This window comes from Lentzea sp. NEAU-D7, from assembly GCF_026242055.1.
GTDB lineage: Bacteria > Actinomycetota > Actinomycetes > Mycobacteriales > Pseudonocardiaceae > Lentzea.
In genome coordinates this window covers 211,549-232,741 of the sequence record NZ_JAPJDL010000004.1, presented here as the reverse complement: position 1 = coordinate 232,741, position 21,193 = coordinate 211,549, and the positions used below count along the sequence as shown (strand labels likewise).

Here is a 21,193-nt window from a genome sequence, read left to right as displayed (position 1 = left end):
ATGGGAGCCCAACGCCGAAGGAAGAACGTCGTCAGCGCCGCGAGGAGAAGCAGTCGCGACCGCGTCCCGGTGTTCATCGGTCTGGCGGTCGTCCTCGCGCTGGCTGCGGCGGTCGCCGTCGTGGTCGCCCTGACGGCACGGGACAGGTCGGCCCAGACGGCCCAGCCCATCCCGGCTGTCACGGCACCGCCCGACTCCGTCCCGGTCACGCTCGACCGCGAGAGCGGGACCGTCGTGGCGGGCCAGGAGGACGCACCGGTGGTCATCAACGTCTACGAGGACTTCCTCTGCCCTGCTTGCGGCGCGTTCGAAGAACGGTACGGGCAGGATGTGCACGAGCGTTTGACGAACGGCTCCCTCCGCGTTCGCTACCACCTGGTCAATCTCCTCGACCAACGTTCGGATCCACCCGGATATTCACTGACCGCGGCCAACGCCGCCCTCGGCGTGGCCTCGCATGAGCCTCAGGCGTTTCTCGACTTCCACACGACACTCATGCGCCACATGCCGCCAGAACACAGCCGGCCGTACAACGACGATCAGCTCATCGATCTCGCACGACGCCTCGGCGTGACGGCGGACGCCTTCGCCGCGGCGGTGCGGGACAGGGCGTTCGCCGACGCGGTTCGGAGCCAGCTCGAGGCCGCCAGGAACGACCCCGCGTTGAAACGGCAGAGCGGAGACGGTCAGTCCCACTTCGGCACGCCGACGGTCACGCACGACGGTCGCGTCCTCGACGTCTTCGCCAACCAGGACTGGCTCACCGACCTGACCGAGTCGTTATCTTGATAACCCTTTCGCAGCAACGGTTTCCATTGGCACAGAACGGAAAGCCGAGCATCAACAGCCTTCGAAGAAACGGAGCGGCGATCGCGATGGTCCGTATCAAGACTCTGGGCGCCGACCTCGTCAAAAGCCATGTCCTCGTGCTGGACGCGGGTGACTCGGTGATCGACACACTGACCGACTTCGCCGGCGACCTGCAGCTGCGCTCCGCCTCGTTCACCGGCATCGGCGCGTTCCGCCGGAGCACGCTCGCCTTCTTCGACGTTGAGAGCAAGCAGTACCAGAACATCCCGGTGGACGAGCAGACGGAGGTGCTGTCTCTCATCGGCGACATCGTGCCCCGCGAGGACGGTGGATGGCAGGTCCACGCCCACGCCGTGCTCAGCCTTCGCGACGGCAGCACGCGCGGTGGCCATCTACGTGCGGCCACGGTCCGGCCGACAATGGAGATCGTCGTGGCGGAGTCGCCACAGCAGCTGACGCGGCGCTTCGACCCCGAGTGCGGGTTGGCGTTGATCGACCTCGACGGTGATTCAGCGATCGAGGAAGACCCCCTGCGGCACGGACTCGCACCCTCCAACAGGCACACGCCGTGATCCCGATGTCGGCACAGGACTCCAACGGCAGAAGCACTCGGGACGTTCTCGAAGACCATCTCGAGCAACGGCGCGCCGGCAGGCTGCAGGCCGATCTCGACCGGAACTACGCCGCCAACGTAGTCACGTTGTCGGCTGAGGGCGTTCACCACGGCCACGATGCGATCCGCTCGCTCGCGGCCATTCTGCGCGGCTATCTACCCGACGGTGCGTACAACTATCGCAGCCTGCTCGTGCACGGCGAGGTCGGCATGCTCGAGTGGTCGGGGCGATGTTCTCCAGACAGCACCAGAATCCACGACGGCGTCGACACCTATCTCGTGAAGAACGGCCGTATCGCAGTACAGACGATCCACTACTCCGCGCAAGAGTGACGTTTTCCGGCGTTTGTGGCAACACGGTGCCGTTGGGGTACAACTGTGCCATGACTCGGTCCAAGGTCGACACCACCAGCGTCGATGCACTCGCGGACGCCGTGCTCACCGCGTCGCGTCTTCTCGTCGCCGTCTCCGCACGGTCGATCGCCGCAGCGGGCGACACCATCACGCTGCCCCAGTTCCGTGTGCTCGTCGTGCTGCAGAGCAGAGGGCCGATGAAACTGACCACGCTGGCCGAGTTCCTCGGGGTCAACCCGTCCACCGCGACTAGGACGGTGGACCGCCTCCTCGCACTGGAGATGGTGGCGCGTCAGCCCAACCCGGCCTCACGCCGCGAAGTCGTCATCGAGCTGACGGAGTCCGGCAAGAAGCTCGTCCGGGATGTCACCCGACGACGTCGTGCCGGGATCAGGAAGATCGTCGAGCGGATGCCGGAGGATCACCGGCAAGGCCTCATCGACGCGCTTACGGCGTTCGCCACGGCCGGTGGAGAACCAGCCGTGAACGGAAGCGATCTCGGCTGGATCTGACCTCACTCACGGCCGCGCCAGCGCAGATACGCCGCCGCCCCGCACAGCAGCGTGACCACGCTGACCGCCTTGCGGTGCTGGGACAGCCACAGCTGCGGACTGTGATCGCGCTGGTGCGGTCCGAAACGGCCCTGGGCACCGAAGTCCGGCCCAGTGCCGTCTACCGGCTCCCACAGGTTCGCCGGACGATCAGGGTCTTCAAGCTGATCTGTCTGCTGCGCCTCATATCCGGTTCGAGCGAGGTAACGGTCGAGGAGTCCTGGCATCAGCCGGTTCGCCATCAACGTGGCGACCGTGCTGGCTCCTAGCCAGTACTCACGACGATCGGGATGGTCTGCCGCGTACGTGATCGCCTTGGCCGCCAGCTCCGGCTGGTAGATCGGTGCCACCGGTGTCGCCTTGCGGCGCATGCGGGACAGCGCCCAGTCGAACTGCGGCGTGTTAAGCGCTGGCAGCTGCACCATCGTGATCTCCAGGCCGCTGCGGTCGTGCATGAGTTCGCACCGCAGGGACTCGGTGAAGCCCTGAATGGCATGTTTGGCGCCACAGTACGGTGACTGCAGCGGAATCCCCCGATAGGCGAGCGCTGAACCGACTTGCACGATGGTGCCGCGTCCACGCGGCACCATCTGACGCAAGGCTGCTCGGGTGCCGTTGACGTAGCCGAGGTAGGTGACCTCGGTGACGCGGCGGAATTCGTCGGGTTCGATCTCGGAGAACGGCGCGAACACGGTTGTGAAGCCGTTGTTCACCCACACGTCGGCCGGACCCAATTCCTCCTCGATCCGGTCCGCTGCCGCGCTGACAGCATTGTTGTCAGCCATGTCCGTGGGCAACGGCAGCGGAACTCCGCCCAACCGCCGCACTTCATCGGACGCCGCCTGGAGACCGTTCTCGCCTCGTGCCAGCAGGGCCACCCGGTCCCCGCGACGAGCGAACGCGCGAGCCGTCGCGCGTCCAACGCCTCCGGTCGCCCCGGTGACGACGACAACCTGTGGCCCAAGACTCGTTCCCATGCCGGTTCACCTCTCGCTGCGGTCACTTCGCGCCATGGGTACCACTGCAGGCCTACTCCTCACATCACGACATCGAGCCGTTATCCACACAACGCCCCCACAACGTTTGCACCACCAAAACGTTTTCAGCCGCAATGGTCGGCGCGTTACGTGTTGGCGACGACGCTTCCGGGGTAGGCGAACGGAGAGACCTAGCGAGGAGGCTTCATGACCCAGACGGTCGGCGACCACGTAGTCGCCAGGTTGAGGGACTGGCAGGTCGACCAGGTGTTCGCCTACCCCGGCGACGGCATCAACGGCATCATCGCCGCGTTCGGCAGGGCAGGTGACCAACCACGCTTCATCCAGGCCAGGCACGAGGAGATGGCGGCGCTCGCTGCAGTGGGTTTCGCGAAGTTCTCCGGCAAGGCCGGCGTCTGCCTGGCCACTTCCGGCCCCGGTGCCATCCACCTGCTCAACGGCCTGTACGACGCCAAGCTGGACCACGTGCCGGTAGTGGCGATCGTTGGTCAGACGGCACGCAGCGCGATGGGCGGCAGCTACCAGCAGGAGGTGGACCTGCAGTCGTTGTTCAAGGACGTGGCGAGCGAGTACCTGGTGGAGGTCAACGTCGCCGAGCAGCTGCCCAACGCGATCGACCGGGCCATCCGCGTCGCGCTCGCGGAGCGCACACCCACGGCAGTGATCATTCCGGCCGATCTGCAGGAGGAGGACTACGTCCCACCGCAGCACGAGTTCAAACAGGTTCCGTCCAGCAGGCCGGGAGCTCCGAGGTCGAGGGTGCTGCCTCCCGAGGAAGACATCAGCCGGGCCGCTGAGATTCTCAACGCCGGCGAGAAGGTCGCCATGCTGATCGGTTCAGGGGCGCGGTCGGCCGTGGGCGAGGTCGAGCAGCTGGCCGACCTCACCGGTGCCGGTGTCGCGAAAGCGCTGCTGGGCAAAGACGTGTTGCCCGACGACCTGCCGTACGTAACCGGGTCGATCGGCCTGCTCGGCACGCGCCCGAGCTACGAGCTGATGCGTGACTGCGACACATTGCTGATCGTGGGATCGAACTTCCCTTACACCCAGTACCTTCCGGATTTCGGTCAGGCGCGGGCGATCCAGATCGACATCGACGGCAAGTTCATCGGCATGCGCTACCCCACCGAGGTGAACCTGATCGGTGACGCGCAGGCCACCCTCGCGGCGCTCGTACCGTTGCTGGAACGCAAACCACGCAGCAAATGGCGGGAATCGGTCGAGAGCAACGTCGCCCGCTGGTGGGACACCATGGAGAAGCAGGCGATGGTCGATGCCGACCCGGTCAACCCGATGCGCGTCGTCTGGGAGCTGTCGAGCCGGGTTCCGGACAACGCGATCATCACCGCCGACTCCGGTTCCGCGGCGAACTGGTACGCCCGCGACCTGAAGATGCGACGCGGCATGCGCGGCTCCCTCTCGGGAACGCTCGCGACGATGGGCCCGGCGGTGCCGTATGCGATCGGCGCGAAGTTCGCCCATCCCGATCGCCCGGCGATCGCGCTGGTCGGTGATGGCGCGATGCAGATGAACGGTCTGGCTGAGCTGATCACCGTGATTCGGTACGCGGTCCGGTGGTCAGATCCACGGCTGGTGGTCTGCGTGTTCCACAACAACGACCTCAACCAGGTCACATGGGAGCTGCGGGCGATGGGCGGTGCACCGAAGTTCGAGGAGTCGCAGACACTTCCCGATGTGGACTACGCGGGCTTCGCCCGCTCTCTCGGGATGCAGGCCATCGACGTCGACGCCCCCGATCAGCTTGGACGCGCGTGGGATCTGGCCCTCAGCGCCGACCGGCCGACCCTGCTGGACGTCCGTTGCGATCCCGAGGTGCCGCCGATCCCACCACACGCCACGTTCGACCAGGTGAAGTCGTTGACCGAGGCGATCCTGCGCGGCGACCCGGAGGCGTGGCACCTGATCGTCCAGGGCACCAAGACCAAGGCGCAGGAGCTACTGCCCGGCGCGCGGAGGTGAACAACCATGAGTTCACCTGACCAGCAGGACGAGCCGCTCTACGGTGCGAAGGTGACGGCAGGCTGGCTCAGCGTCGCGTTCCTGCTCGGCCTGCTGTGGGTATCTGTGGAGCGCGGACCGAACCAGGCATACATCGCGCTTGTCGCATGCACTGTCGTCGCTCTGGTGGTCGGACTTGTGGCCGGGATGCGCAGACACGCACGCCGACGCCGATTTGAGCGCTCGTAGCAGCCGAAAAGATCCTGCTCGGTTTTGATCACAGCCATGGGCGTGCTCGGCCGCTCGCCCAAGAATCAGCCGAAATCGACGTGAGGAGGCATGAACCACATGACCGTGGTAACCGAAATGCTTGAGACTTATCCGGCGGACCTGGGGCAGGTGGACCGGTCAGCGCTCGTGCGGTGCATCGAGGAATGCATCGCCTGTGCCCAGGCATGCACGGCCTGTGCGGACGCGTGCTTGTCAGAGGCAGATGACCAGTTGCCGATGTTGCGCAAATGCATCCGCACCTGCGAGGACTGTGCGGACATCTGCGCCGCCGCCGGCCGGATCCTGTCGCGCCACACCGGCTACGACGCCAACGCCACCCGCGCCGTGCTCGAAGCGTGCGCGACGCTCTGCAAGTCGTGCGGCGACGAATGTGCTCAACATGCCGAACGGCACGAGCACTGCCGAGTCTGCGCGGAAGCATGCCGCAAGTGCGAACAGGCGTGCCGGAATCTGATTGGCGCGCTCGCCTGAGACCAGCTCGGAAGGACAGGACGATGGACGTCGAACCTCGTATCAGGGCAGGTCTGCTCTTCGCGCTGATCCCGCTGGCGTTCCTGGTCGGATTCGCCGTCTACGCGGGCAACCGCTACCAGGTCTCCTGGATCGTGCTGGCGGCCATCGCCCTGTCCGCGGCAGCGGTGCCGATGACGGTGATGCTGTTCGCCATCAGCCGCCGCTGAGTCATTGCGACGTCGTGATGTGAGCTCCGACAGCGTGCGGGTGGGTGCGATGAGACCGACCAGGCTGAACGCCTATGGTGCTTTGCCCACCTGGCGACCGGCGTTGACGTCGCACTCCTCGCGGAATAGTCCGACGTCGCTGCAAGGTGCAGAACCCGCTGGAAGAGACCGGTGGCCTCACTGGGCCCGGCCGATGGCGTGCAACGCGTGTCGGAAACGGCTGACAGCCCAGCCTAATCCTGCCAACTGTCTCGAATGTGCCGTACACGATCGGCACACACAATCGAACCGATCCGCAGAGAGCGTTACCTTTCGTCTGTGCAACATTTGCGCTATCCGTACATCGCGTCCGTGCAGCCGACGCGTCCGGTCCTTACGGTGGACTCGTCAGCACGAAGCCGTCACCAGGAGCCGCAATGCTCGACGTCAGCCAGCGAGCCAGCCAAGCGATCAACACCATCGCCTCCGTCGCCTGCCACGGCGCACAGGGCGGGCTGAGAATCTCGCTCACCAGGAAGCCCGCCACGGGCGCCAGCTTCGCGCTGGTGGTCGCCGACGAGCCGGTGGATGGTGACCAGGTCGTGGCCGGAGCTGCGGGCTCGCGTGTGTTCCTCGACCACATCGCCGCTCGCTGCCTCAGCGATCAGGTGCTCGATGTCCAGGGCGACGATTGCGGCAAGTTCCACTTCGCCGTTCACCGCAAGTCCTGAGGCGGCGGACATGTCTGCGGCGAATCCGTTCGTCGAGGTCGGCCACCGAGGTGGTGTGGTCGTCGGCTTCGACGGCTCCGACACCGCGTGGGAAGCGGTCAGGTGGGCGGCGGACGAAGCCGCCCACCGATGCTGTCCGCTGCTGCTCGTGCATGCGCATCTGACGTCGGTCACGAGTGCGTGGGGCGCGGTGGCGGCACCCGGATGGGGTGCTGCGGCGGTGTTCGATGACACGTCGCTCATACGGCAGGCAGAAGAGGATGTCGCCGTCGCCGCTGAGGAGTGCCGACGGCTTGAGCCGGGACTTGAGGTCGACGTCAAAGTCGTGGGCGGCCGGGCGGCTCCCGCCTTGATCGAGGCAGCACGGACCGTGGACGCCGAGCTGCTGGTAGTCGGGATGTCCGGCCAGTGGGCGTTGCCTCGCGCGTTGATCGGCTCCACCGTCACGACCTTGGTGCACGACGCGGACCGCCCTGTTGTCGCAGTCCGCGGTGGCCCGGTGGGCCGCAGCGGTCCGGTGATCGTCGGAGTGGACGACTCGCCTGACAGCATGCCCGCCGTGCGATTCGCCGCCGGCTACGCGAAGCGTTACGCATGCGAATTACGTCCTGTGCGCGACGACGCCAGGATCCTGCTGGAGCAGTCCGAAGATGCCCAGCTCCTCGTGGTGAGCGACCACGGCGACGGTGCCGTGCATCGCGCTCTGTTCGGCTCGGTCAGCCGTACCGCGCTCAACCACGCATCCTGTCCCGTCGCCGTGGTACCCCATGCCTTGCTGAGCGAGTAGGGAGGTAAGGGTGCACGAACAGCTGGGTGGGTTCATGGCGGGCCTGCGCATGCTCATCGTCTTCGTCGCCGCCGAGGTGGCGTTCCTGGCGCTGTCGGTGGTCACGCTGATCTGGTACGCGCCGGCCGACCCGGCGACCGTCGAGGAAGGACAGCTGCCCGACAGCGGCCTGCTCGTGTTGCTGATCGTGCCTCCTGTGGGTGGTGCGCTGGTCGCGATCGCGTGCACGTCGCTGTTCGGAGCAGGACCGCGAACAGGCCGGTCGCGCCGCGAGCTCGCGGTCCGGTCCGGGCTGCGTTCGGCTGGTCTCGGTGCGGCGATCGGGCTCGCCGGACTGCTGGTCACCATTCCCGCCGCCATCGTGTGGGCGAACTGGGTCGGCGGCGATCAGGCCACGTCAGCGGTTGGTGAGGCGTTCGCCGACCGGCAGATGCCCACAGCTGCGGCCGTGACCGTGTTCCTGGTGGTGTGGCTCGTCGCTCCCGCAGCCGAGGAGGTGCTGTTCCGGGGTGCGTTGTGGCGCTCATTGGAGCACTGGCGGCTCAACCGGTGGGTCGTGTTCGCGGTGACAAGTGTTCTCTTCTCCTTGGCGCATTTGGAACTGCTGCGCACCCCGCTACTGCTCGTGCTGTCGATTCCGGTCGGACTGGCCAGAATGTTCACCGGCAGCCTGATCGGAGCGATAGTCGCTCATCAGGTGAACAACCTGCTGCCCGCCTTGGGTTTGCTGCTGGCGCTGACAGGCAACGTTCCCCAGACCTGAGCCTCAGCGCACGCCGCTCATCAGCTTGTGGATGAACGGACTGGCCAGGACGAGCAGCACTCCGAACGCGACTGCCGCGCCGCCGACCACACTGAAGTACACCGCCTCGTCGTCGACGCTGCAGCAGCTCGCGAATGCTCCTGCCAGCAGGATGATGAAGATCGCATTGATCGGGTCGGTCCACACTACCGGCATCTCCCAGCCGAAGAGCGTGCGGTCGAGCCGCTGATCAACGGTAGAGGACAACGACGGTGAACTGGTGGTGGCATTGGCCTTCAACCCACCCCTCCCCCGTCCCACGGCGCAGAGGCCCAGACCAACACCGGCCGAACCCGGGATCAGAGCGAGCGAGACGTGGCCGACCATGTTGGGAACTGCACCCGGTGGTCCGTGGCGTCGCGGACGGCAAGTCCATGTCCAGATAGCTCGGTCTGCGGTGTGAGAAACCCGTCATCAGGACGAACACACCCGGCGAACAGGATTTCGTCGGCCCTGACGTGATCGCTGAACCACTCGATGTGCCGGATGTTCGGGACCGCGCAGCTGACCGCGGCATGCAGTTGCGGTGCGGTGTGCGAACTGATCTCCAGTTCGAACGAGCCCGCGATCGCCGCGGCGCGGAGAAATCCGGTGATACCGCCGCAGCGCGTGACATCAACCTGCAGGCAGTCCACCGCGCCCGCCTGGCACATCTCCCGGAAGTAGCCTTCAGAGGTGCCGTACTCCCCCGCCGCCACGTCGGCTTGGACGGCATTGCGCACCATCGCCAGCCCTGTCAGGTCGTTCGACGACACCGGCTCTTCGAGCCAAGTGACGTCTGCCTCCGCTGCTCGATCCGCGATCCGGACCGCTTGTTTGGCGGTATAAGCGCCGTTGGCGTCGACGAACAGCTGAGCACCAGAGCCGATCGCCTGACGTGCGAGGTTCATTCGCCGAACGTCGCGTTCGTCGGTGGTGCCGCCGATCTTCATCTTCACGCTGGACATGCCATCCTCGTGCACCCAGGTGCCGAGCTGACGCCCCAGCTCGTCCTCGCCGAGGCTGGTGAAGCCGCCACTGCCGTAGACCGGCACGGCGGTGCGCACCCTGCCCAGCAACCAACTCAGTGGTGTCCCGAGCGTCTTCGCCTTCAGATCCCACAACGCGATGTCCACCGCGGAGATCGCCGACATCACCAGGCCTGGCACAAGAGCGTTGCGCGCACCTACGCGCATCGCTTGCCAGCAGCCCTGCACGTCCATCGTGTCCATGCCGTCGATCGCGGGCGCGAGAACGTCACGGATCACATCAGCCGCCCCGCCCGCGCCATAGGTCCATCCGACTCCCGTCACTCCGTCGGCGCGCACTGTTGATATGACGACCGTGATGTGACGCCATGTCAAGGTGCCGTCCGCGTGCGGTTCGTCGAGTTCGATCTGATAGACGTCGGCGGACACGTCTGTGATGGCAGCCATTTGTCTTACTCCGATCACGTGAGCATTTGTACCGCGAGTACCACCACGAAGGCACCGTGAGCTGTCTGTGACCAGAACGAAAGCAACATTGCGACTCAACAACATTTGCCCCTTACACGCTCCTTCGCCTTAGTTTTCTCCGCCGGATATGGGGAACGCCAGCTGCACTCGCGACGCAGCTGCCGACGGGAGACTGAAGTGCACCCCAGCCAAGACAAAGATTCCACCGGCCGAGACGAACTGGTGCGGCACAGCGCGGAACTAGATGACGTCGAGCTCCGCCAATACGCCGGCCCCTGGCCGACACTTGGCACCAGGGCGGAACGACGTGCCCGCAGGCACGTGCTGACGTGGATGGGAATCTCGATCATCTCTGGACTCGCGTTGGTCGCGGTCTACCTGTTCTGGCCGTGGAGGTACGTACCTCCACAGCAACCTGGCTCGGCTCTTCACCAGCTCTACACACCGATGCTCGGACTAACGTCCGGGCTGACGGTGCTGGGGTTCACCGTCGCTCTGATCGTCCACATCAAACGGTTTCTGCCACACGAGCAGTCGGTGCAACGACGGCACGACCACGGCGGCGAGGGATCCACGGACACCTCCCGCAACACGCTGGTGGCCACCGTGACCGATGCTGCCGAACGTTCCGGGGTCGCCAGGCGTTCGTTGTTCCGACGGACGGCCGGGCTGGGTGCCGCGGTACTCGGCGCAGGCGCGGGTGTGGTGGCACTCGGGGGCTTCGTGCGCGACCCGTGGGACTCCGGCCGCGGCGAGGACACGTTGTGGCGCACCCCTTGGCGCTCGCACAACGGCGAGAAGGTGTACCTGCGCGCGGTCGGCGATGACCCTCACACGATCGTGCTCGTCCGGCCAGGAGAACTCGAGGCGGGATCCATGATGCCGGTCGTGCCGTTCCGTGAGAGCGAGCGCGGCCATCCGGAACTGCTGGCGGAGGCGATGCATCGGGCGGACAGCCCGGCGATGCTGTTCCGGCTGCGCCCTGACGTCGTGGTCGAGCGACGGCCGGACCGGCGCGGCATGAACTTCGACGACTACTACGCCTATTCCCGCATCTGCACGCACCTTGGTTGTCCTGTCTCGCTGTTCGAACAGCAGATCGACCTTCTGCTGTGCCCGTGCCACCAGTCGCAGTTCGACCTCGGAAAGCATGCCGAACCGGTCTTCGGTCCAGCTGTGCGCGCGCTGCCGCAGCTGCCGATCGATGTCGACGACGACGGCTACTTCGTGGCACGCGGCGACTTCACAGCACCGGTGGGACCTGGATTCTGGGAGTTGGAGCCGTGAACGCGTTCGACTGGACGGACCGCCGCCTGCCCCTGGCCGCAGGTCTGCGGCGACAGCTCAACAAGGTGTTCCCGACGCACTGGTCGTTCCTCCTCGGCGAGATCGCGCTCTACAGCCTGGTCGTGCTGCTACTCACCGGCACCTATCTCGCACTCTTCTTCGACCCCTCCATGGAGGAAGTCGTCTACGACGGCAGCTATGCCAACCTGCGAGGCATCGAAATGTCGCGCGCCTACGAGTCGACGTTGCAGATCTCGTTCGAGGTACGTGCCGGGCTGTTCCTGCGTCAAGTGCACCACTGGGCCGCGCTGGTCTTCGTCGCCGCGATCGTCGTGCACATGCTCCGGATTTTCTTCACCGGGGCGTTCCGCCGGCCACGCGAGATGAACTGGGTGATCGGAATCGGCCTGTTCACGGTGAGCATCGCCGAGGGTTTCGCTGGCTACTCGCTGCCCGATGACCTGTTGTCTGGCACAGGCTTGCGCATCGCGTCTGGAATCATGCTGTCGATCCCGGTGATCGGCACGTGGATCCACTGGCTGGTGTTCGGTGGTGAGTACGCTGGCAATGACATCATTCCGAGGCTTTACACCGTCCACATCCTGCTGCTGCCCGCGATCATTCTCGCGCTCGTCGCCGTGCACCTCGCCCTCGTGTGGTACCAGAAGCACACCCAGTTCCCCGGCGTCGGCCGTCGGGAGAACAACGTCGTCGGCGTACGCATCGTGCCGGTGTTCGCCGCCAAGAGCGGTGCCTTGTTCACCGGCGTGGTCGGCGTTCTGGCTGCGATGGGTGGCCTACTGCAAATCAACCCCGTGTGGAACTACGGCCCCTACGACCCGACACAGGTCTCCGCTGGATCACAGCCCGACTGGTACCTGATCTGGCTTGACGGTGCGGCTCGCATCTGGCCGGCCTGGGAGATACCACTGTGGAACTACCGGATTCCCGCAGTCGTTTTCCCGACCGTGGTGCTACCTGTTCTCGTGCTCGGTACGGCGGCCCTCTACCCGTGGGTCGAACGGCGGCTCACCGGCGACCGTGCGCACCACAACCTTGTACAGAGGCCTCGTGACGCCGCGATGCGGACCAGCCTGGGAATGATGGCGATCACGTTCTTCGTTGTTCTGCTCTTGTCCGGCGCGAACGACATCATCGCCTTCGTGTTCGACGTTTCGTTGAACACGGCGGTCTGGTGGGGCAGGCTCGGGGTGGTCCTGCTCCCCCCACTCGCCTACTACCTGACCTACCGCATCTGCCTGGGCCTTCAGCGGCGTGACCGCGAGACGCTCGAGCACGGCATTGAGACCGGCATCGTCAAACGCCAGCCGCACGGCGCATTCCTGGAACTGCACCAGTCGCTCGGCAGGACCGGTCTGCCCTACGCCGGCGCGCCGGTTCCGAAGAAGCCGAACGAGCTCGGCGCAGCGGGCAAGCCGGTTCGAGGCGGGTTCTTCAGCCCTGATCCACAGGGCAGTGACGAGCATGGATGACGCCGAAGAGCTCCCAAGGCCGCCGCTTCGACCGCTCGACCGACCACAGCCGCGTGACACACCGGGGTGAGCTCCTCTGCGCGGGAGCATTGGCTACCGGACGGGCAGACGACGCACCCGTCCGCAAACCAGTACTCGAACCTGCTGCAGGTCCAGGTGGCGCGGGTTCCCCATCTCTGGCGGCCAAGGCCACCGTGGCGGTGCGGTACCCACCAGGGCACTGCTGAAACCGTGCCGAACAAGCAGTACTTCCGGCTCTGAACCTCGCGGTGTCATCCGTTCTTTTGTCTGCCCCGAGACGGGAGACCAAGTCGTGGTCGTCCCGCACCGAAAGGACCGAAGTCCTTTCGGTCCTTTCGAACAGGCAAAAGTTGCCAACAGCATGGATTCGTCATCGACTCGTCAGGTCCCGCGCCCGGCAGCTCGTTCAGGATGGAGGTGAAGCCAAGTGAGGAGGAGAAGATGACTGTCGAGGTCGAACAGTCAGACCGGCACGTGATGGAGGTGACGAACGGGTTGGCCGCAGAGTTCAGCGGTGTACTTGCACGGCCCGTCGTCTCGAAGACCGTGCTCAACGCGCGGCAGGACCTGGAAGGACAGATCGTTCCCGAGGCGCTGAGCGAGATGCTGCATCAGCTCGCCCGGCACAGGCTGGGGAACCTGAGCACCGCGAGGAAAGCTTCTGTGTACTGATCACCGGATTCGGCCCACGCGGTCTGGGCGGGTCAACCTGGTGCAGTCCTACCAGCGGCGGTATGGCACCACGGAGCAGACCGGAACGGGGGCGTGAGAGTCATGGACTTTAACCTGGTGGACCTTCTGAAGAGCGGCGACCGTCGTACGACGGTCGCTACGAAGATCTGGCTTCGCGCTACGGGATCTTCACCGTCATCAGGGCGTGCCAGCGCAGGGATGACGGCCGCGTGTGGCAGTGCACGGTGTGCTACGACCGGCTCGGCGCCAGCCAGGAGCCCGCCTTCGCGAAGACCTGCCCACCGACTCCATCCAGTTCGGTGAACTCGACGAGCTGCGAGCGCGCGGCCAAGCGGGTAGCGCAGCTCAACGACGCGGGCACCACGGATGCCCGCCTGTACGGCCACGACCCCGACGACGGTGCAGGCGATGCGGGGGTTCTTCCTGCTGTTGGACGAACCCGTGGTCTACGGACCGCCACCCGATCCGGTGGTCATCACCCGCCACCTGCCGTCGCTGGGCAAGCATCTCGGTATCGGCGACGCGCTGGGAGGGCTGGCATCGCTCGCCGGCTCGGCCTGCGCGTGGTTCGGAATCTTCCACACCGGAGTCGACTCCGCTGAAGATCCGAAGTACGCAGTGCGAACGAGCGGAGTGGAGCGCACCTTGACCCAGTCCCCCACCCGCACGGCATCGTCCGCACAGCAGTCCTCCGATCTCCGCCACGAACCTCGCTCGCGGTTCCTGGACCTACTGCGCACCACCGACCACAAGCAGATCGGCCTGCTGTACCTGGCGACCTCGTTCGGGTTCTTCGTCATCGGCGGCGTGATGGCGCTGTTCATGCGCGTCGAACTGGCGGCACCCGGCCTGCAGTTCCTGTCCAACGAGCAGTACAACCAGCTCTTCACCGCCCACGGCACGCTGATGCTGCTGCTCTACGCCACCCCTAACGTGTTCGGCTTCGCCAACTTCGTGTTGCCGCTGCAGATCGGCTCTCCCGACGTGGCTTTCCCCCGCCTCAACGCCTTGTCCTACTGGCTGTTCCTGTTCGGCGGGCTCATCGTGCTCAGCGGCTTCCTCACCCCAGGTGGCACCGCCGACTTCGGCTGGACGGGTTACACCCCGCTGAGCCTCGCGACGCACTCGCCAGGTGTCGGCGCGGACCTGTGGGCCACCGGTCTCATCCTCAGCGGCCTGGGCACGATCCTCGGCGCGGTCAACATGATCACCACGGTGATCTGCCTGCGCGGACCCGGCATGACCATGTGGCGGATGCCCATCTTCACCTGGAACATCCTGTTCACCAGCATCCTGATCCTGCTGGCCTTTCCCGTGCTGACCGCCGCGATGTTCGGCTTGCTCGCGGACCGGCACCTCGGGGCACACGTGTTCGACCCGGCCAACGGCGGTGCGATCCTCTGGCAGCACCTGTTCTGGTTCTTCGGCCATCCCGAGGTCTACATCGTCGCGCTGCCCTACTTCGGCATCGTCACCGAGATCCTGCCCGTCTTCAGCCGAAAACCCGTGTTCGGCTATCGCGGACTGGTGTTCGCCACCATCACCATCACGCTGCTGTCTGCTGCCGTATGGGCACACCACATGTTCGCCACCGGCGCGGTGCTGCTCGCGTTCTTCTCCTTCACCTCGTTCCTCATCGCCGTGCCCACCGGTATCAAGTTCGTCAACTGGATCGGCACGATGTGGCGCGGCACCCTCACCTTCGAAGCGCCGATGCTGTGGGCGGTCGGGTTCCTCGTCACGTTCCTGTTCGGTGGTCTGTCCGGCGTGATCCTCGCGTCGCCACCGCTGGACTTCCACGTCACCGACACGTACTTCGTGGTCGCCCACTTCCACTACGTGCTGTTCGGCACGATCGTCTTCGCCACCTTCGCAGGCCTGTACTTCTGGTGGCCGAAGATGACCGGCCGCATGCTCCACGAGGGCCTCGCGAAGTGGCACTTCTGGACGACGTTCATCGGCTTCCACACCACGTTCCTCGTGCACCACTGGCTCGGGAACGCCGGCATGCCCCGCCGCTACGCCGACTACCTGCCCACTGACGGGTTCACCGGTATGAACCTCGTGTCCTCCATCGGGGCGTTCCTGCTCGGGGCCTCCACTCTGGTGTTCATCTGGAACGCTCTGCGCAGCAGAAGGTACGGCGAACGCGTCACTGCCGATGACCCTTGGGGCTTCGGCAACTCGCTCGAATGGGCCACCACCTCGCCACCGCCTCGCCACAACTTCTACCAACTGCCGCGCATCCGATCCGAACGGCCAGCTTTCGAACTGCACCACCCCAAGGCGGCCCGGCAGATGCGTCAGCACACGATCGGCGGATCAGGCGGCCGCAAGAGCAGAGGCCAGCACGAGCACGAGGGCCTCCACACCGACGAAGCACTTGAGCGCACGAAGAAGAACGACACGGCGCCCGCCCACATGGGCCGCGACCGTCGTGAGCTCATCGCACGCGTCTTCGTCCTGGGCGCCGCAGTCAGCGCGGCCGTGCCGGCTGTCAGCGGACCCCGCGCGCTGTGGTGGGAGATCAGCGCCGGCCACGCCCTGGTGCTCGCTTCGCTCGCCGTCACGGCGTTGGTGTCTGCCTGGTGGCGGGTGTCGTTGATCATGTTCGCGTTCCTGGGTGCCGTCGTCAACCTCTGCCTGTTCGTCTTCGGCAGTACCGCCACCGCGTCACCCACGGGTTTCCTCGGGCTCGACCACTCAGACAGCTTCCTGCACCTCGGCATCGCCGTCGTGCTGTTCTTCGGCGGACTGTTCAGCGTCGGCGGACAGCTCGCCAATCCGTGGAGCGACGAACAGGCGCAGGAAACCAGGAAGTGAGGCGGAGACCGTGCAGGATCATCGACGTCAGGACGACCGGCTCTACTGGTGGAAGGTCCTCGCCGGCGTCCTCAGCGCCACCTTCCTCGCCGGCCTGCTGCTCACCGCGATCTTCCGCGAATTCAGCAGCACCTACATACCGCTTGTGAGCGCGGCACTGGCTGCCGTGCTCATCGGGGTCACCGTCTCCCTAGTCCGGCGGTACCGCGCCTGGCTGCACCCGTCACCCTGTCCAGGCGGACCGCTGGAGGACCGGCTGACGTCGGTCGTGCGCAAGGTCGGGTTGATTGGCATTGGCACGTTGCTTCTGCGCAGGAAAAGCCGAAAGGACCGCTCATGACCGTGGAAACCGCGGACGCCGTAATCATCGGCGCCGACCACAACGGACTCATCGCCGCGAACGTGCTCGCCACGGAGAGCGGGACTCTCGGCGCCGTCGAGAACTGGATCAACAGCGTCTTCGATCCGGTGTCCCAGGCACTGTCCGCGTTCGTCTTCGCAGAGATTTCCGTGTTCGGCCTGGAGTTCCCGTGGATCGTCGCCTGGCTGGTCACCGCCGCGACCATCTTCAGCGTCTACTTCGGATTCATCCAGTTCCGCGGGTTCAAGATGGCGCTGGACCTGGTGCGCGGGAAGTACAGCAAGAAGGACGATCCCGGCGAGATCACGCACTTCCAGGCGCTCAGTTCGGCGGTGTCCGGCACGGTCGGTCTCGGCAACATCGCGGGTGTGGGCGTCGCGGTGACCATCGGTGGCGCGGGTGCCACGTTCTGGATGATCGTCGCAGGGCTCCTGGGCATGTGCACCAAGTTCGTCGAGTGCACGCTCGGTGTGCGGTACCGAGAAATGCACGAGGACGGCACGGTCTCCGGCGGCCCCATGCACTACCTGCGCAAGGGGATCGCGGAGCGGTTCGGCAGCCGGGGCAAGGCCGTCGGCAGGGTCCTCGCAGTGCTGGCGGCGGTGATGATCCTGTTCTTCGCCATTTCCGGTGGCAACATGTTCCAGGCGAACCAGACCTTCGCCCAGTTGCGCGATGTCACCGGAGGGGACAACGGCCTCCTCGGCAGTGACGGTGCCGCCCTGATCTTCGGTGTCGTGCTCGCCCTCGTGGTCGGTTCTGTGATCATTGGCGGGATCAAGTCCATCGGCAGGGTGACCAGCAAGCTGGTCCCGTCGATGGCCATCGTCTACGTCGCGGCCTGCCTGATCGTCATTGGCGTCAACATCTCCGGAGTGCCCGCCGCGGTCGGCGCCATCGTCTCCGGCGCCTTCTCACCGGAGGGCGTGGTGGGCGGCGCTGTCGGCGCGCTGATCGTCGGCTTCCAGCGAGCGGCGTTCTCCAACGAGGCGGGCCTCGGGTCCGCGCCGATCGCGCACTCGGCGGTCAAGACCAGGAACCCGGTCACCGAGGGCTACGTCGCTCTGCTCGAGCCGTTCATCGACACCGTCGTCATCTGCACCATGACCGCGTTGACTATCGTCATCGCCAAGACCCAGTTCTGGACCGACGCTCAGGCCAGCGTGTTCGCCGGCGGTGACATTCCGGACGGGGTCACCGTGACCTCGCAGTCCTTCGAGACCGTGCTGCCCTGGTTCCCCTACGTGCTCACCGTGGCGGTCGCTCTGTTCGCCCTGTCCACACTGATCACCTGGGCGTACTACGGACAGAAGGCGTGGACCTACCTGTTCGGCAAGTCACGGGGCAGCGAACGTCTCTACCAGTTGATCTTCTGCCTGTTCATCGTCGCCGGGTCGGTGCTGACCCTGGGCAGCGTGCTCAGCTTCGCCGACGCCGTGCTGTTCCTGCTCGCCCTGTTCAACATCATCGGCCTGTACCTGCTGGCGCCGGTGGTGAAGCAGGAGTTGAGGAGTTTCCGAAACAAGATCGATTCCGGCGAGGTCCGGAAGAGTGAGAACGTCAGCTCCTGATCACGTGGAATGTCCGCGGACTCTCCTTCCTGGCCCTGCACTCCGAGCTGTCTGGTCAGCTCACCGAACCTCATCGACCCCTGGCGTCGGCCGGTGCCGAGGTCGTCGTCGGCCCTCCAGACAGGCTGCGAGCGGTGTTGACGAGGCCGACGAGGCTGAACGCCTGTGGTGTGTTGCCGAGGTGCCGTCCGGTGGCGACGTCGTACTCCTCGCTGAGCAGCCCGACGTCGTTGCGCAGGTCGAGCAATCGCCGGAACAGCGCTTCGGCTTCCTCCACGCGTCCGATGCCGCACAACGCGTCAGCGAGCCAGAAGCTGCACGCCACGAATACGCCCTCCGAGCCGGGCAACCCGTCGACTCGGCCTTCGACCTCCGTGCGGTACCGGAGGATGAGCCCGTCCTCGGAGAGCTGCCGTTGAACAGCGTCGACGGTGCCGCGGACACGCGGATCGTGCCAGGGCAGGAATCCGACGCGGGGCAGGAGAAGCAAGGCTGCGTCGACCGCTCGTGAGCCGTAGTACTGGGTGAACGTGCCTTGTTCCGCGTCGTAGCCGTGCTCGCACACCTCGCGGTGGATGGTGTCCCGCACGTGGCGCCAGCGGTCGGCTGGTCCGTCGAGGCCGTGGTGTTCGACGGTGTGCACGGCGCGGTCCAGCCCGACCCACGCCATCACCTTGGAGTGCACGAAGTGCCTGCGCGGTCCGCGGACCTCCCACAGGCCGTTGTCCGGTTCGGCCCAGTGCCCTTCGAGGTAGTCGAGCAGCGCGCGTTGGACGTCCCAGGCCGTGTCCATGACCGCGATCCCCGACTGCCGGGCGAGGTGCAGGCCTTCCAGGACCTCACCCCAGACGTCGAGCTGGAGTTGATCCGCCGCGGCGTTGCCGATGCGCACAGGTACCGACTCCGCGTAGCCGGACAACCACGGCAATTCCTGTTCCGGCAACCTCCGCGCGCCGTCGACGCTGTACATGATCTGGAGTTTCGCCGGGTCCCCCGCGACTGCCCGGACGAGCCATTCCCGCCACGCACGCGCCTCTTCCACGAAGCCGGTACCGAGCAGCGCCTGCAGGGTGAAGGTCGCGTCGCGCAGCCAGCAGTAGCGGTAGTCCCAGTTGCGCGTGCCGCCCAGTTCCTCCGGAAGTGACGTGGTGGCCGCGGCGACTATTCCGCCCGTCGGGGCATAGGTCAGCGCCTTCAGCAAGATCAGCGAGCGGCGCACTTCGCGATCCCAGCGGCCCTCGTACCGGCAGCCGCTGATCCAGGCGCGCCAGTGTCGTTCGGTGTCACGCAGGGCCTGCTCCGCGTCCACGACCTGCGGTGTCGGGCAGTGGGAAGGCGCGTAGGTGAGCACGAACGGAATCCGCTGACCTGCGCGTACGGTGAACTCGGCACCTGAGCCGGTCTCGTCGAGGGTGACCGGCGTGTGCAGCCACACCGCGTCCGGCCCGGCGATCGCGACGAGCTGACCGTCGTGGCGGCGCACCCAGGGCGCGACGTTGCCGTAGTCGAACCGCAGCCGCAGGTCCATGCGCATCGGCACGGAGCCGGAGATCCCCTCCACGATGCGCACCACGTCCGCGGCCTCGCCGCGCGGCGGCATGAAGTCGATCACCCGCACGGTCCCGTCCGGTGTCTCCCACTCGGTCTCGAGAACCAGTGTTTCGTCCCGGTAGCGGCGACGGGTGCACGGCGTCCCGTTCGCCGGCGCCAGCAACCACCGGCCAGCGTCCGCGTCGTCGAGCAGGGCGGCGAAGCAGGCGGGTGAGTCGAACCGCGGCAGGCACAGCCAGTCAATGCTGCCGCGCCGGTCGACCAGAGCCGCTGTCTGCAGGTCGCCCAGGAGCGCGTAGTCCTCGATCGGCGTGGCGGTCACGAGCCGGCTCCGTTCAGCTCGATGACGACCTTGACGTCCTCAGGACCGGACTCGAACGCATCGGCGTAGCGGGTCAGCGGCACTCTGCGGGTGATCAGGGAGTCGAGCCAGGTCTCGTCGGCGGACGCCAGTGCGTCAGCGGCCTGCCGGTAGTGCCGCAGGTTGGCGTTGACCGACCCGATCACGGCGTCGTTCTCGAGAACGAGCTCGCGGTTGATCGCCGCCGCGTCGAGCCGTATCGGACGTCCGACGGACGAGACCCCGGTCAGGCACACGATCCCGTAGGCGGCGGTGTTGGCGAGCACGTCGAAGACGACGGTGCCGGCGCCGGTCGCCTCGACCACCACGTCGGGATGAACACGAGCGGCCACCGTCGCGGCGTCCTCGTGGTGGTAGGTCGCTCCCAGCTTGCGCACCAGATCGGGCTTCGGCCCGTCGGTCACGCGATCGAGCACGTGCACGTCGAGGCCTTGTTGGATGCCGAGCAACGCGGCGAGCAGCCCGATCGGACCGGCTCCGGTGATCAGGGCACGTCGTGGTTCGAACCAGGCGCGCTCACCGACACGACGGATCTGCTCCCAGGCCTTGGCCACGACGGAGGTGGGCTCCATGAGAACGCCGACCTGTTCCAGCGCGGGATCGATCTTCACGGCGTAGTCGGCTTCCACGCACCACAGTTCGCTCGCATACCCGTCTAGCTCCTTGATGCCGCGTTCGGTGTACTTGCCGTTGCGGCACATGTCGAACTCATCGTGGGCACATGCTCCACAGGGGATCGGGTCGGGACGGCGGACGACACCCACCAGCAGATCACCCGCTGAGAATCCGGTGTCCGGCCCGGCCGTGAGGACGCGGCCCAGCGACTCGTGCCCGATGACGAGGCGCTCGCGCTGCGGTGGTGACCAGCCGTACTCGCCGCGGACGATCTCCTTGTCGGTCCCGCACACGCCCACGGCCAGTCCTTGCACCAGCAGCTCACCGCCGACTGGTTCCGGATCTGGCACGTCGGTCAGTTCCAGGGTGTCCTGTTGCTTCGGTATGACCGTGATAGCACGCATCAGCGGGGGGTTCACCTTTCAG

The 21,193-nt window shown here is 65.9% G+C and carries 21 protein-coding genes and 2 pseudogenes; 18 read left to right on the top strand and 5 right to left on the bottom strand.

Features of this window, described 5'->3' with window-relative positions:
* The 4 genes from ORI60_RS11065 (at window position 1) to ORI60_RS11050 (ending at window position 2,289) form a co-directional block, all read left to right on the top strand.
* A complete protein-coding gene (locus ORI60_RS11065) occupies window positions 1-789 on the top strand; it encodes a DsbA family protein (RefSeq protein WP_266036895.1) in 789 nt (262 codons plus the stop codon).
* A gap of 86 nt (window positions 790-875) precedes the next feature.
* Entirely contained in the window at window positions 876-1,382 is a 507-nt protein-coding gene (locus ORI60_RS11060) for a PPC domain-containing DNA-binding protein (protein ID WP_266036893.1), read from the top strand.
* 5 nt (window positions 1,383-1,387) lie between these two features.
* Complete coding sequence (locus ORI60_RS11055; RefSeq protein ID WP_266036891.1) at window positions 1,388-1,756, top strand: nuclear transport factor 2 family protein; 369 nt, start codon at window positions 1,388-1,390, stop codon at window positions 1,754-1,756.
* 50 nt (window positions 1,757-1,806) lie between these two features.
* Window positions 1,807-2,289, top strand: coding sequence for a MarR family winged helix-turn-helix transcriptional regulator (locus ORI60_RS11050; RefSeq protein WP_266036889.1), 483 nt, complete (start codon window positions 1,807-1,809; stop codon window positions 2,287-2,289).
* A gap of 2 nt (window positions 2,290-2,291) precedes the next feature.
* Here the strand turns inward: ORI60_RS11050 and ORI60_RS11045 are convergent, their stop codons facing one another.
* Complete coding sequence (locus ORI60_RS11045) at window positions 2,292-3,305, bottom strand: SDR family oxidoreductase (RefSeq protein ID WP_266036887.1); 1,014 nt, start codon at window positions 3,303-3,305, stop codon at window positions 2,292-2,294.
* Window positions 3,306-3,512: 207 nt separating this feature from the next.
* Here ORI60_RS11045 and ORI60_RS11040 point away from each other — a divergent pair, with 207 nt between their 5' ends.
* From ORI60_RS11040 to ORI60_RS11010, 7 genes are all read left to right on the top strand, one after another.
* Window positions 3,513-5,306: a thiamine pyrophosphate-requiring protein gene (locus ORI60_RS11040; protein WP_266036885.1), complete on the top strand. Its 1,794-nt coding sequence runs from the start codon at window positions 3,513-3,515 to the stop codon at window positions 5,304-5,306.
* 6 nt (window positions 5,307-5,312) lie between these two features.
* A complete protein-coding gene (locus ORI60_RS11035; protein ID WP_266036883.1) occupies window positions 5,313-5,534 on the top strand; it encodes a hypothetical protein in 222 nt (73 codons plus the stop codon).
* Window positions 5,535-5,633: 99 nt separating this feature from the next.
* Window positions 5,634-6,047: a four-helix bundle copper-binding protein gene (locus ORI60_RS11030; RefSeq protein ID WP_266037285.1), complete on the top strand. Its 414-nt coding sequence runs from the start codon at window positions 5,634-5,636 to the stop codon at window positions 6,045-6,047.
* Window positions 6,048-6,070: 23 nt separating this feature from the next.
* Entirely contained in the window at window positions 6,071-6,256 is a 186-nt protein-coding gene (locus ORI60_RS11025; protein ID WP_266036881.1) for a hypothetical protein, read from the top strand.
* Window positions 6,257-6,672: 416 nt separating this feature from the next.
* On the top strand, window positions 6,673-6,966 hold the full coding sequence (locus ORI60_RS11020; RefSeq protein ID WP_266036879.1) for an iron-sulfur cluster biosynthesis protein: 294 nt from the start codon (window positions 6,673-6,675) through the stop codon (window positions 6,964-6,966).
* 10 nt (window positions 6,967-6,976) lie between these two features.
* Entirely contained in the window at window positions 6,977-7,753 is a 777-nt protein-coding gene (locus ORI60_RS11015) for a universal stress protein (protein ID WP_266036877.1), read from the top strand.
* Window positions 7,754-7,763: 10 nt separating this feature from the next.
* On the top strand, window positions 7,764-8,516 hold the full coding sequence (locus tag ORI60_RS11010; protein WP_266036875.1) for a CPBP family intramembrane glutamic endopeptidase: 753 nt from the start codon (window positions 7,764-7,766) through the stop codon (window positions 8,514-8,516).
* 3 nt (window positions 8,517-8,519) lie between these two features.
* Here the strand turns inward: ORI60_RS11010 and ORI60_RS11005 are convergent, their stop codons facing one another.
* A complete protein-coding gene (locus ORI60_RS11005) occupies window positions 8,520-8,882 on the bottom strand; it encodes a hypothetical protein (RefSeq protein ID WP_266036873.1) in 363 nt (120 codons plus the stop codon).
* Complete coding sequence (locus tag ORI60_RS11000) at window positions 8,855-9,952, bottom strand: enolase C-terminal domain-like protein (RefSeq protein ID WP_266036872.1); 1,098 nt, start codon at window positions 9,950-9,952, stop codon at window positions 8,855-8,857. The genes ORI60_RS11005 and ORI60_RS11000 overlap by 28 nt, the downstream gene beginning before the upstream one ends.
* 216 nt (window positions 9,953-10,168) lie before the next feature.
* Here ORI60_RS11000 and ORI60_RS10995 point away from each other — a divergent pair, with 216 nt between their 5' ends.
* The 7 genes and pseudogenes from ORI60_RS10995 (at window position 10,169) to ORI60_RS10965 (ending at window position 18,240) form a co-directional block, all read left to right on the top strand.
* A complete protein-coding gene (locus ORI60_RS10995; protein ID WP_266037284.1) occupies window positions 10,169-11,278 on the top strand; it encodes a ubiquinol-cytochrome c reductase iron-sulfur subunit in 1,110 nt (369 codons plus the stop codon).
* Window positions 11,275-12,771 carry a cytochrome bc complex cytochrome b subunit gene (locus tag ORI60_RS10990; RefSeq protein ID WP_323055897.1) on the top strand — a complete coding sequence of 499 codons (1,497 nt, stop codon included), beginning with the start codon at window positions 11,275-11,277 and terminating at the stop codon, window positions 12,769-12,771. The genes ORI60_RS10995 and ORI60_RS10990 overlap by 4 nt, the downstream gene beginning before the upstream one ends.
* A 462-nt stretch (window positions 12,772-13,233) precedes the next feature.
* Complete coding sequence (locus tag ORI60_RS10985; RefSeq protein ID WP_266036870.1) at window positions 13,234-13,464, top strand: hypothetical protein; 231 nt, start codon at window positions 13,234-13,236, stop codon at window positions 13,462-13,464.
* A 209-nt stretch (window positions 13,465-13,673) separates the two neighbouring features.
* Window positions 13,674-14,058 (top strand): annotated as a pseudogene (locus ORI60_RS10980) (ferredoxin); the annotation flags it as partial.
* Between the two features lie 150 nt (window positions 14,059-14,208).
* Window positions 14,209-15,786 (top strand): annotated as a pseudogene (gene ctaD / locus ORI60_RS10975) (cytochrome c oxidase subunit I); the annotation flags it as partial.
* Between the two features lie 532 nt (window positions 15,787-16,318).
* Window positions 16,319-16,648, top strand: coding sequence for a hypothetical protein (locus tag ORI60_RS10970; protein ID WP_266036869.1), 330 nt, complete (start codon window positions 16,319-16,321; stop codon window positions 16,646-16,648).
* A complete protein-coding gene (locus ORI60_RS10965; RefSeq protein WP_266036868.1) occupies window positions 16,645-18,240 on the top strand; it encodes an alanine/glycine:cation symporter family protein in 1,596 nt (531 codons plus the stop codon). The genes ORI60_RS10970 and ORI60_RS10965 overlap by 4 nt, the downstream gene beginning before the upstream one ends.
* 70 nt (window positions 18,241-18,310) lie before the next feature.
* On the opposite strand, the gene ORI60_RS10960 is transcribed toward ORI60_RS10965, so the two are convergent.
* Both ORI60_RS10960 and ORI60_RS10955 read right to left on the bottom strand, forming a co-directional pair.
* Window positions 18,311-20,113 carry a glycoside hydrolase family 15 protein gene (locus ORI60_RS10960; RefSeq protein WP_266036866.1) on the bottom strand — a complete coding sequence of 601 codons (1,803 nt, stop codon included), beginning with the start codon at window positions 20,111-20,113 and terminating at the stop codon, window positions 18,311-18,313.
* Window positions 20,110-21,171 carry a glucose 1-dehydrogenase gene (locus ORI60_RS10955; RefSeq protein ID WP_266036864.1) on the bottom strand — a complete coding sequence of 354 codons (1,062 nt, stop codon included), beginning with the start codon at window positions 21,169-21,171 and terminating at the stop codon, window positions 20,110-20,112. The genes ORI60_RS10960 and ORI60_RS10955 overlap by 4 nt, the downstream gene beginning before the upstream one ends.
* Between the last annotated feature and the right edge of the window lie 22 nt (window positions 21,172-21,193).